Here is an 11,752-nt window from a genome sequence, read left to right on the forward strand (position 1 = left end):
GGAGTCGGCCCAGGTGTTGCCAGGCGTACCTCGTCCCCGATACGAATGGCAGGATCTCTCCCATGGCTGAGCAGAATGTGACCACCGAACTGTGGGTCGAGCGCACCGGAACGAGGGCCTACACCGGGCGCAGCTCGCGTGGCGCCGAGGTGCTGATCGGCTCGCAGGGTGTCGAAGGTGTGTTCACTCCCGGTGAGCTGCTGAAGATCGCGCTCGCCGCCTGCACCGGGCTCAGCTCCGATCTGCCGCTCTCGCGCCGCCTCGGCGACAGCTTCGACGCCACCATCCGGGTCTCCGGCGACGCCGACCGCGAGAACGAGCTGTATCCCCAGCTCGACGAGGTCATGGAGCTGGACCTGTCCGAGCTCGACGAACAAGCGCGTGAACGACTCCTGGTCACCGTGCAGCGCGCCGTCGACAAGGTGTGCACCGTGGGGCGCACCCTGAAGACGGGGACCAAGGTGACACTCGAGTTCGACATCGACGCATGAGTGGGCGGGTCAGGCGACAGCACCTCGTCGGCACCGACGGCCGACGGCTGGGCTGCACGGGATGAGCGCCGCGCCGGTCCGGTTGAGCGCCTGGGTGCACGGGATGGTGCAGGGTGTCGGTTTCCGCTGGTGGACGCGCTCGCGCGCACTGGAACTCGGGCTCATCGGGTACGCGCGTAATCACAGTGACGGGCGGGTACACGTGGTTGCGGAGGGGCCGCGAAGCGCGGGCGAGAAACTGCTCGACCTGCTACGGTCCGGCCATGCGCCTGGTCGGGTCGACCTGGTTGTGGAAAGCTGGGAGCCCGCGCGGGGCGACATGACGGGATTCGAGGAGCGCTAGTGGTGACTACGGGGGTCAGGGGGCGGCAGCGGTGAGCACGAACAACCCTGGTCCGCCCGACCAGCCGGGACCTGGCGGCCAATCGCCCTGGCAGCCACCCGACCCCGGTGCGGGCTGGCCGCCGATGCCGCAGCAACCACCGGAACCGCCGCAGCAACCACCGGGCCCGCCGCAGCCGCAGGGTCCGCGGCCGGGGCGGATGGCGCGGCAGGAACCCGGCGTCACCGAACCACGTCCGCCGACCGTGGCCGAGGCAAGGGCGCGGGACAAGGCCCGCAGGCAGGCCGCGCAGGCCCAGCGCGCGGCGGCGGAGGCCGCGGATGCCAAGCGGCGCACCAGGAACCGGGTGATGATGGGCGGCGTCGCCGTCGTCGGTGTCGCCGCGCTTGTCGGCGGCGGCTACCTGGCCTACCGTGCGCTCGCCGCGCCGGAACAGGTGACGGCCTCGTGCGTGCAGATCGACGAGAACGGCAACGAGGTCGTCGTCGACGACGATTACTGCGGCGATGGCAAGACCAACTTCCGCAGCGACGGCTACGGTGGTGGCGGCAGCTTGATCCTGCTCGGCTGGCCACAGTATCGGTATCACTACGGCGGCACGCCGACCATCGGCAAGCCGCCCGTCGGGGGGAGTTCGGTGAAACCGCGCAACGCGACCATCACCACCAAGAGCGGCACCACGATCCAGCGAGGCGGGCTCGGCAGCAAGTCGACCGGCGGGAGCGGGTCCTAGTGCGGCGGCTGGCGAGCACGCCGCGACCGGGCTGGCAGCAGATCATCGAGAGTCAGGGTCTGGTCTACGGCATTCCGGGGCGCGATGCCAGCGGACAGCCGCGGCCGTACTGGGACGAGTCGGTGCACTACGAGTTCACCATGGACGAGATCCTCGCCCTCGAAGCCGATGTGGAACTGCTGCAGTCGATGTGCCTGCACGCGGCCGAGCATGTGGTGCTCACCGAGCGGTACGCCGATTTCGGGCTGCCGGAATGGAGTTGGGGCCCGATCGCCGAATCCTGGCGGCGCGGCGACCCGTACGTGTACGGGCGTTTCGACCTGCGTTACGACGCCCGCCGCCCGGCCAAGCTGCTCGAGTACAACGCCGACACCCCCACCTCGCTGCTCGAGGCCGCGATCATTCAGTGGCATTGGCTGCAGCAGGTGTATCCCGATGGTGACCAATGGAATTCGCTGCACGAGAAACTGGTGGAACGCTGGGGGCAGTTGCGCGACGTGCTCCCTGGCAGCGAGCTGCACTTCACCTGGTCCGGGGCCGACGCCACCGGTGAGGACAACGTCACCACAGCCTATATGCAGGAGACGGCGGCCGAGGCGGGTTTCGACACCGTCGCGCTGCCGATCGAGGAGGTCGGCTTCGACATCGAGCTGAACCGGTTCGTCGATCTGGCCGAAGCGCCGATCGAATCGGTGTTCAAGCTGTACCCGTGGGAGTGGATTCTCGACGACGACTTCGGCAAGCGCGTTGTCGCCAGTATCCCGGCGACGGCGTGGGTCGAGCCGCTGTGGACCACTCTGCTCAGCAACAAGGCGATTCTGGCCATCCTGTGGGAGATGTACCCGGGGCACCCGAATCTGCTGCCCGCCTACCTGGACGCCCCCAACGAGCTCACCGAGTACATCCGCAAGCCCAAGCTCGGCCGCGAGGGCGCCAACATGACGATCGTCGGTCCCGGCATGGAGACCGCGACCGGCGGCGTGTACGGCGCCGAGGGCTTCGTCTACCAATTGCTCGATCCACTCCCGGAATTCGACGGCATGCGGCCCGTGCTCGGTGCCTGGGTCGTCGGTGACACCGCGGCAGGCCTCGGCATCCGCGAGACCGCCGGGCTGATCACCGACGACGGCGCAGCCTTCGTCCCCCATCGCATCGTCGACTGACACCTGACCAAACCGTTTCGAAAGGACCACCATGACCGCCCTCGCCCTGGAATCGGGTTATTGGAGTGCGCTCGGTGAAGGCGTCGGCGCCATCATCCTGTACTGCCTGATCGGCCTGGTGCTGATGCTCATCGGCTTCTTCGCGATCGACCTCACCACACCGGGCAGGCTGCGCGAGCTGGTCGTCGCAGGCAAGCCCAACGCCCTGATCGTGTCGGCGTCGGGCATGGTGAGTATGGCGTTCATCGTCGTGTTCGCGGTGCTGGCGACGGGTGGGGTGAACAAGCTGTCGGAGGGGCTGATCGCGGCGATCGTGTACGGCCTCGTCGGCATCGTGGCGCAGGTGATCTCGGTGCGGGTGCTCGAGAAGGTCACCGGCATCGACATCGGCCGCACCCTGCACGCCGACGCCTACACCCCCGAGGTGCTCGTGGTCGCCGCCGCGCACTTCGCGCTCGGTCTCGTGGTGGCTTTCGCGATCCTGTGACCCGCCACCGGGGTTGACATTACACAGTGGAGGGTGGACGCTGGAGTCAGCAGTTCGACGGTGGTCGGTGAACGAGAGGACGTCGGCATGGACATCACCCCTGGTACCCGCGCGTCCGACGCCGAGCGCGACGAGATCGTCGCCCAGCTGAGCACCCACCTGGCCGACGGGCGTCTCGACCTGGCCGAATACGACCAGCGCGTGGCCAAGGTCTACGCCACCACCACCCGCGACGAACTCGCCGTCGTGCTGTCGGACCTGCCGCAAACGACCAAGCCGCAGGCTGCCACGGCCCGCCGCAAGCCGCCGCGCATCCCCGTCTGGCAGCGCATCGAAGCGGGCAGCTGGCTGGGTGTCAGCATGATCGTGGTGGTGATCTGGGGTCTGATCTCGCTCACCGCGGGCGAACTCACCTACTTCTGGCCGATGTGGGTCATCGGGCCGTGGGGCGCGGTGCTGCTGTTCCGGGTGATCACCGGCTGGGAGGCCGAACCGGGTACCGAGACCCACCTGCGTCAGCTCCAGAAGCAGGCGAGGCACATCCAGCACATGGACCCGCACAACCCGCACCGCCCCCACTGAGCGGCTGCTCGACGGTTGCCGGGGTGCCGCGCTGCCCGGTCTGTGTGCCGTGTGCATCCGAACTACGTCGGCGAGGTCCGATAGTCTGACGCGAGCAGCTGGGTAACTCGTCGGGTACGGGCTCACCCGAAGCACAACATCTCGGTCGCCTACCTCGGTCTCCCTGCACCTGGGCCTGGCCGGAATCGCGGGGAAGCGGATGAGGGAGGCGGCGCGGCGTGCACCTGAAGAGCTTGACGTTGAAGGGGTTCAAATCCTTCGCGTCCGCGACCACGCTGCGCTTCGAACCCGGTATCACCTGCGTGGTCGGGCCCAACGGATCGGGCAAATCCAATGTCGTCGACGCCCTCACCTGGGTGATGGGCGAACAGGGCGCCAAGGCGCTGCGCGGCGGCAAGATGCAGGACGTCATCTTCGCCGGGACCAGCGGCCGGGCGCCGCTCGGGCGCGCCGAGGTCACCCTGACGATCGACAATTCCGACGGCGCGCTGCCGATCGACTACGCCGAGGTGTCCATCACCCGGCGGATGTTCCGTGACGGTGCAGGCGAATACGAGATCAACGGCAGCAGCTGCCGGCTGATGGACGTGCAGGAGCTGCTCTCGGACTCCGGGATCGGCCGCGAGATGCATGTCATCGTGGGTCAGGGGCAGCTCTCGGCGATTCTCGAATCGCGACCGGAGGACCGGCGCGCGTTCGTCGAGGAAGCCGCCGGGGTGCTCAAACATCGCAGGCGCAAGGAGAAGGCGGTCCGCAAGCTCGACGCGATGCAGGCCAACCTCGCCCGGCTCACCGACCTCACCACCGAGCTGCGCCGTCAGCTCAAGCCGCTGGGCCGCCAGGCCGAGGTGGCGCGACGCGCGCAGACCGTGCAGGCCGACCTGCGCGACGCCAGGCTCCGGCTGGCCGCCGACGATCTGGTCACCCGGCGCGGCGAGCTGGAATCCCAGCTCAGCAAGGAGGCCTACGCGCGCGAGCAGCAGATCAACGTCCAGTCCGAACTAGACGCGGCCAACGCCGCCCTCGCTCAGCAGGAGTTCCAGCTGTCGCGGCTGAGCCCGAGCGCCGAGGCCGCGGGGCAGACTTGGTTCCAGCTGTCGGCGCTGGCCGAGCGGGTCAACGCGACCATCAGGATCGCGCAGGACCGCGCCAGGCACCTGCACACCGAGGCGCCGGTCGGCGCCGGCCGCGACCCCGACCAGCTCGAGGCCGAGGCCGACCGCATCGAAGCCGAGGAAGCCGAACTGCGGTACGCGGTGGAGATGGCTGCCGAGACGCTGGACGCGGCCCGCGAGGCGCTCGCCGACCGCGAGCACGCCGCCAAGGCCGCCGAGCAGGCGCATCTGGCGGCGGTGCGGGCGATCGCCGACCGGCGCGAGGGGCTGGCCCGGCTCTCCGGCCAGGTCGAAACCCTGCGCACGCGGGCACAGTCGGTGGACGCCGAGATCGCGCGGCTGTCGGTGGCCATCGCCGATGCCAGGCATCGCGGCGAGGCGGCCCAGGCCGAATACGACACGGTGCAGGACGAGCTCGGTGAGCTGGACGCGGGGGAGAAGGGGCTCGACGCCCAGCACGAGCACGCGGTCGCCGCGCTCGAGCTGGCCGACGACCGCGTGCGTGAACTGCGCGAACAGGACAGGGAGGCGAGCAAACTGGTCGCCCGGCTCGGCGCCCGCATCGAAGCGCTCGGCATGAACCTGGCCCGCAAGGACGGCGCGGCCTGGTTGCTCGAACACGGGGTGAGCGGGCTCGGCGACCGGGTCTCGGCCCAGCTGCGGGTCGAGGCGGGGTTCGAGGCGGCCATGGCAGCGCTGCTCGGCCCACTGGCCGACGCGATCACCGCCGACACCTCCACCGCCGCCGACGCGGCCGTGCGAGAACTGCGGTCCGGCGACGGCGGCCGGGTGGCCTTCGTCTTCGCCACCGACGGCGTCGTCCCGGCCGAGCGCGGCCCCCTGCCCGCAGGCGCGCGCTGGCTCGCCGACGTGGTCGACGGTGCCGCGGCGGTGCGGCCCGCGCTGGCCGCGCTCACCGCGGGCGTGGTGGTCGTCGACGACCTGGCCACCGCCACCGAGCTCGTCGCGCTGCGCCCGGAACTGCGGGTGGTGACCCGCGAAGGCGATCTGGCCGGATCGGGCTGGATCGTCGGCGGGTCGGAGCGGATGCCGAGCCAGCTCGAGGTGCAGGCCGAGATCGACGCGGCCACCGCCGACCTGGCCGCCGCGCAGCGCCGCGCCGAGGAGCTGGAGGCGGCGCTGGCCGGCGCGCTGGCCGAGCAGGCCGACCGTAAGGAATCCGCCGATCACGCGCTGCTTGCGCTGCACGAATCCGATCAGGCGCTGCTGGCGATCTACGACCGGCTGGCCCGCGTCGGGCAGAGCGCCCGCACCGCGCAGACCGAGGGGGAGCGGCTGGCGGGTCAGCGGGCCGAAGCCGAGGCCGCGCGGGAGAAGGCGCTGGCCTCGCTGGCCGAGCTGGAGGACCGGCTGCGGCACGCGGAGAGCGAACACGACGGCGGCGACGCGGACTTCGGCGCCGCCGGGACCGAAACCGCGGGCCGGGAACGCGAGGAGGCCGCCGCCGCGCTCGCCGAGGCGAGGACCATGGAGGTCGAAGCGAGGCTGGCGGTGCGCACCGCCGAGGAACGCGCGGAATCGGTACGCGGCAAAGCGGATTCGCTGCGCCGCGCCGCGCGCGCCGAACGCGAGGCACGGGCGCGCGCGGAACGGGCGCAAGCCGCGCGCCGCCAGGCCGCCGCCGTGGCCGCCGCGGTCGCCGAATCCGGTACCAGGATCGCGCGCGAGCTCGAGCAGGTCGTCGCCGCCGCGGCAGCCCGCCGCGACGAGCTGGTCCGGCGGCGCGGGGAATGCGCGGCCGAGCTCGACCAGGTGAAGGAGCGCGCGCGGGCGCTGACCACCCAGCTGGCCCAGCTCACCGACGCCGTGCACCGCGACGAGGTGGCCAAGGCGCAGGCGGCGCTGCGCATCGAACAGCTGGAGACCACCATTTCCGAGCAGTTCGGCATCGCCCTCACCGATCTGGTGGCCGAGTACGGTCCCGATGTCGCGCTGCCGCCCTCGGCGCTGGAGATGCAGGAGTACGAGGCCGCCAAGGAGCGCGGCGAGCAGGTGAGCGCTCCGCAGCCGATGCCCTACGACCGGGCCTCCCAGGAGCGCCGGGCCAAGCGCGCGGAGAAGGACCTCACCACGCTCGGCAAGGTGAACCCGCTCGCGCTGGAGGAGTTCGCGGCGCTCGAGGAGCGCTACAACTTCCTCGCCACCCAGCTCGAGGACGTCAAGAACGCGCGTAAGGATCTGTTGGACGTGGTCGCCGAGGTCGACGCGCGGATCCTGCAGGTGTTCACCGAGGCCTACGCCGACGTGGAGCGCGAGTTCGTCGGTGTGTTCGCCAAGCTGTTCCCCGGCGGCGAGGGCAGGCTGGTGCTCACCGATCCCTCCGACATGCTCACCACCGGCATCGAGGTGGAGGCGCGGCCGCCGGGCAAGAAGGTGAAGCGGTTGTCGCTGCTCTCCGGTGGGGAGAAGTCGCTGACCGCGGTCGCGTTGCTGGTGAGCATCTTCCGTGCCCGTCCATCGCCGTTCTACGTGATGGACGAGGTCGAGGCGGCGCTGGACGACACCAACCTGCGCAGGCTGATCGGGCTGTTCGAGCAGCTGCGGGAGAAGAGCCAGCTGATCGTCATCACCCACCAGAAGCCGACCATGGAGATCGCCGACGCGCTCTACGGCGTGAGCATGCGCGGCGACGGCATCACCCAGGTGATCTCGCAGCGGCTGAACCGGGCCGAGGTGTCCGAGGCCGAACCGGTGGGCGCGTCGACCTGAGTTTCGTTCGTCACGATGATGAACGACAGCCCGTCGGCGAGGGAGAGCGTCGCTAGCGCCTACAGCAGATCGCTGACGTCGTCGGGCACGTCGACGGCGTACTTGCGCAGGATGTCCATGGAGATGACCTCCAGGGCGTTCTCGTGGGTGGCGGCCAGCACCACCGGTGCGGCGACGCCGTCCTCGTGCGCGTGCAGCCAGCGGACCGCGACCACGCACCAGCGGTCGCCCGGTTGCAGGCCGGGGAAGTTGTTCTCCGGTCGCGGGGTACTGAGGTCGTTGCCGATGGATGCCTGATGCTCCAGGAATTCCGCCGTCACGACGGTGCACACGGTGTGGCTGCCGAGATCCTCCGGACCGGTGCTGCAGCAGCCGTCCCGGTAGAAGCCCGTGAGAGGATCGGTGCCGCACTCTTCCAGCGGCCCCCCAAGCACGTTTCGATCGGTCACCTCGCCGATCCTATGGGGCGAGCGCCAGAAGTTCCGCAGGACAACGAATCTGTAGTGTTTCCCCGGCGTGCCGACCGGCCACGGATCGGCGGTCCGACCCGCCGCGACGACGCCGCCGACGTGCCGCGATCCGCCGCCCGAATAGACTCGGCCGGGTGAGTTCGCAAGCGTGGATCCTGATCGCCGCGATCGCCGCCGTCTTGGTGGTGGCGCTCGTCGCGGGTTTCGTCCTGTACAAGCGACGCCGGATTTCCCTGGCCCCGCCGGAACCGGACAAGGAGCTGACGGATCGCTCCGGTGGCTATACCGCCTCGGGTGGTTTCAGTTTCAGCCAGGGCGGTTCGGCGGACACGGTGGCGCGTCCCGAACCGGTCGAGCGCACCGATGACGAGGGCCAGCCGCACGTCGGTGACGACGCCGCCGTCCCACGCGACGCGCCCCGTCGCGGCATCACCGATGTCCCGCTGCCGGAGACCGATGTGCGGGCCGAACCCGTGGTGGTCCCCGACGACCTGAGCTCGCTCGACACGGGAGTCGCGCCGACCGAGACCGCGCCGACTGAGACCGCGCCGACTGAGACCGCGCCGACCGAGACCGCGCCGACCGAGACCGCGCCGACCGAGACCGCGCCGACTGAGACCGCGCCAGCCGACACCGCGCCGGCCGACACCGCGCCGGCCGACACCGAGCCGGCCGCCGACGTCGCCCCGACCGACTCCGCACCCGCTCTCACCGACACCGTCGCCACCGAGATCGAGCAGATCGATCCGACCACCGGCCGCCTCGAACGGCTGCGCGGCCGCCTGTCCCGATCCCAGAACGCGGTCGGCAAGAGCCTGCTCGGCCTCCTCGGCGGCGGCGACCTGGACGAGGAGTCGTGGGAGGAGATCGAGGACACCCTCGTCCTCGCCGATATCGGCACCGCGAGCACCGCCAAGATCGTCGAGCGGTTGCGCGAGGAGATGGCGACGCGCAGCGTGCGCACCCCGGAGCAGGCCCGCGCCACTCTGCGCGACGTCCTGATCGAGGCACTTCGCCCCGAACTCGACCGGTCCATTCACGCGCTGCCGCACGCCGCTCACCCGGCGATCCTGCTGGTCGTCGGCGTCAACGGCACCGGCAAGACCACCACCACCGGCAAACTGGCCCGCGTACTCGTCGCCGACGGGCGCCGCGTGCTGCTCGGCGCGGCCGACACCTTCCGCGCCGCCGCCGCCGATCAGCTGCAGACCTGGGGTGAGCGGGTCGGTGCCGAGACCGTGCGCGGCAAGGAAGGCGCCGATCCGGCCGCCGTCGCCTTCGACGCGGTCACCGCCGGTATCGACCGCGGTGTCGACGCCGTGCTCGTCGACACCGCGGGCAGGCTGCACACCAAAACCGGCCTGATGGACGAGCTGGGCAAGGTCAAGCGGGTGGTGGAGAAGAAGGCCGAGGTCGACGAGGTGCTGCTGGTCCTCGACTCGACCGTAGGCCAGAACGGGCTGATGCAGGCCAGGGTGTTCGCCGATGTCGTCGACATCACCGGGGTCGTTCTGACCAAGCTGGACGGCACCGCCAAGGGCGGCATCGTGTTCCAGGTGCAGCACGAACTCGGCGTTCCGGTGAAGCTGGTCGGCCTCGGTGAGGGCGCCGACGATCTGGCCCCGTTCGAACCCGGCGCGTTCGTCGACGCGCTGCTCGGCGGCGCGTAGCGGTAGATCCACTACGGTGCCCGCCCGATCCACCCCGATCGGGCGGGCACCGCCGTTTTCCACCCCCCAATCCCCAGGTCGGCGCGCACATCGACGTCGACCTCACGGTGAGCACAGACCTCGCGGTCTACGGTGTGAAACGCAGCGGAAACACAACCGCGCAATCCGTTCACGCAGGTGAAACACCTGGGCTCAACGGATGAAACACCGAGTGAGGAACCTTCTAGGCAGGCCTTCGTCGTACTCGGCGGGGCCCGAGATGAGGAGGACTTAAGGTGGTGGATCCCGTACTCCTGGCGGGCGCCGAGATCGGTGCACCCGACACAGGTGACACGGCCTGGGTGTTGACCAGCGCAGCTCTCGTGCTGCTGATGACACCCGGACTGGCGTTCTTCTACGGCGGCATGGTCCGTAGCAAGAACGTTCTGAACATGATCATGATGAGTGTCAGTGCCATGGGCCTGATCGGTGTCCTGTGGGCGCTGTACGGCTATTCGATGGCATTCGGCACCGACAAAGCGAGCCTGATCGGCGACCCGACCGAATTCTTCGGTCTGCGCACGATGTTCGACGGCTTCGCCGAGGACTCGGCCGGTGTGCCGTTGTCGGGCACCATCCCGGTGCTGGTGTTCGTCGCCTTCCAGGCGATGTTCGCGATTATCACGGTGGCCCTCATCTCGGGCGCGGTCGCCGACCGGATGAAGTTCAGCGCCTGGCTGATCTTCGCCGGCGTGTGGGCCACTGTCGTGTACTTCCCCGTGGCGCACTGGGTCTGGGGTGGCGGCTGGATCATGGAGAAGGTCGAGGCCATCGACTTCGCCGGTGGTACCGCGGTCCACATCAACTCCGGCGCGGCCGCGCTGGCGCTGGCGCTGGTGCTCGGTAAGCGCAAGGGCTGGCCGCAGACGCCGTTCCGTCCGCACAACCTTCCGTTCGTCATGCTGGGTGCCGGCCTGCTGTGGTTCGGATGGTTCGGTTTCAACGCCGGTTCGGCGCTCGGGGCCAACGGCACCGCCGCCGCCGCGTTCGTCACCACGCTGGTGGCCACCGCCGCCGCGATGCTCGCCTGGCTCGTGGTGGAGAAGTTCCGTGACGGCAAGCCCACCTCGCTCGGTGCCGCCTCTGGCATCGTCGCCGGTCTGGTCGCCATCACCCCGGCCTGTGCCTCGGTCAACGTGGTCGGCTCGCTGGTCATCGGTGTCGTCGCCGGTGCGGTCTGCGCCCTCGCGGTCGGCCTGAAGTTCAAGTTCGGCTACGACGACTCGCTCGACGTCGTCGGCATCCACCTCGTCGGTGGTGTGCTCGGCACGATCCTGATCGGCTTCGTCGGTGCCGCCGAGGCGCCCACCGGTGCCGCGGGTCTCTTCTACGGCGGCGGGTTCGACCTGCTGTGGCGGCAGGCCGTCGGTGCCTTCGCGGTCCTGGCGTACTCGCTGGTCATCGCGGCGATCATCGCCCTCGTGCTGAAGGCCACGATCGGGCTGCGGGCCAGTGCCGAAGAGGAATCTGCCGGCATGGACGAGTCCGAACACGCTGAGACGGCATACGATTTTGCTGCTGTGAGTGGCACGGCACGGGCTGCCGTCAAGGAGGCATGACGTAATGAAACTCATTACCGCTATCGTCAAACCGTTCACCCTGGAGGATGTCAAGACCGGACTCGAGCAGGCGGGCGTGTTCGGGATGACCGTCAGCGAGGTTCAGGGGTACGGCAGGCAGAAGGGCCACACCGAGGTCTACCGCGGCGCGGAGTACTCGGTGGACTTCGTCCCGAAGGTTCGGGTGGAGGTCGTGGTCGACGACGCGTCGGTCGAGAAGGTCGTCGAGGTGATCGTCGAGGCCTCGCGCACCGGCAAGATCGGTGACGGCAAGGTGTGGGTGACCCCCGTGGACACCATCATCCGCGTCCGCACCGGCGAACGCGGAACCGACGCACTGTAATTCGGTAACGCCGCCATCCGGCGGCGC

The 11,752-nt window shown here is 69.6% G+C and carries 11 protein-coding genes; 10 read left to right on the forward strand and 1 reads right to left on the reverse strand.

Annotated elements, in window-relative coordinates:
- The first annotated feature begins 62 nt into the window (after window positions 1-62).
- The 7 genes from ACFOW8_RS16455 (at window position 63) to smc (ending at window position 7,644) form a co-directional block, all read left to right on the forward strand.
- Complete coding sequence (locus tag ACFOW8_RS16455; protein ID WP_378551494.1) at window positions 63-491, forward strand: OsmC family protein; 429 nt, start codon at window positions 63-65, stop codon at window positions 489-491.
- A gap of 61 nt (window positions 492-552) precedes the next feature.
- Window positions 553-834 carry an acylphosphatase gene (locus ACFOW8_RS16460; RefSeq protein ID WP_378551495.1) on the forward strand — a complete coding sequence of 94 codons (282 nt, stop codon included), beginning with the start codon at window positions 553-555 and terminating at the stop codon, window positions 832-834.
- 31 nt (window positions 835-865) lie between these two features.
- Window positions 866-1,567 (forward strand): hypothetical protein, encoded by a 702-nt coding sequence (locus ACFOW8_RS16465; protein ID WP_378551496.1) that lies wholly within the window; start codon window positions 866-868, stop codon window positions 1,565-1,567.
- Window positions 1,567-2,730 (forward strand): glutathionylspermidine synthase family protein, encoded by a 1,164-nt coding sequence (locus tag ACFOW8_RS16470; protein WP_378551497.1) that lies wholly within the window; start codon window positions 1,567-1,569, stop codon window positions 2,728-2,730. The genes ACFOW8_RS16465 and ACFOW8_RS16470 overlap by 1 nt, the downstream gene beginning before the upstream one ends.
- 31 nt (window positions 2,731-2,761) lie before the next feature.
- The gene (locus ACFOW8_RS16475; protein ID WP_378551498.1) at window positions 2,762-3,217 is read left to right on the forward strand and encodes a DUF350 domain-containing protein; all 456 of its coding nucleotides are present in this window, start codon (window positions 2,762-2,764) and stop codon (window positions 3,215-3,217) included.
- 33 nt (window positions 3,218-3,250) lie between these two features.
- A complete protein-coding gene (locus tag ACFOW8_RS16480) occupies window positions 3,251-3,799 on the forward strand; it encodes a DUF1707 SHOCT-like domain-containing protein (protein WP_378551499.1) in 549 nt (182 codons plus the stop codon).
- A 218-nt stretch (window positions 3,800-4,017) separates the two neighbouring features.
- The gene (gene smc / locus ACFOW8_RS16485) at window positions 4,018-7,644 is read left to right on the forward strand and encodes a chromosome segregation protein SMC (RefSeq protein ID WP_378551500.1); all 3,627 of its coding nucleotides are present in this window, start codon (window positions 4,018-4,020) and stop codon (window positions 7,642-7,644) included.
- Window positions 7,645-7,703: 59 nt separating this feature from the next.
- Here smc and ACFOW8_RS16490 read toward each other — a convergent pair whose 3' ends face one another.
- Complete coding sequence (locus ACFOW8_RS16490; RefSeq protein WP_019048221.1) at window positions 7,704-8,093, reverse strand: DUF2237 family protein; 390 nt, start codon at window positions 8,091-8,093, stop codon at window positions 7,704-7,706.
- A 155-nt stretch (window positions 8,094-8,248) separates the two neighbouring features.
- Between ACFOW8_RS16490 and ftsY the strand changes: the two genes are divergently transcribed.
- From ftsY to ACFOW8_RS16505, 3 genes are all read left to right on the forward strand, one after another.
- On the forward strand, window positions 8,249-9,784 hold the full coding sequence (gene ftsY / locus ACFOW8_RS16495; protein WP_378551501.1) for a signal recognition particle-docking protein FtsY: 1,536 nt from the start codon (window positions 8,249-8,251) through the stop codon (window positions 9,782-9,784).
- Between the two features lie 293 nt (window positions 9,785-10,077).
- Window positions 10,078-11,382, forward strand: a complete 1,305-nt coding sequence (locus ACFOW8_RS16500) for an ammonium transporter (protein ID WP_378552042.1) — start codon at window positions 10,078-10,080, stop codon at window positions 11,380-11,382.
- 4 nt (window positions 11,383-11,386) lie between these two features.
- Window positions 11,387-11,725 carry a P-II family nitrogen regulator gene (locus tag ACFOW8_RS16505; RefSeq protein ID WP_378551502.1) on the forward strand — a complete coding sequence of 113 codons (339 nt, stop codon included), beginning with the start codon at window positions 11,387-11,389 and terminating at the stop codon, window positions 11,723-11,725.
- Window positions 11,726-11,752: the final 27 nt, after the last annotated feature.

Origin of the sequence: Nocardia rhizosphaerae (assembly GCF_042650365.1) — a bacterium.
Lineage (GTDB): Bacteria > Actinomycetota > Actinomycetes > Mycobacteriales > Mycobacteriaceae > Nocardia > Nocardia rhizosphaerae.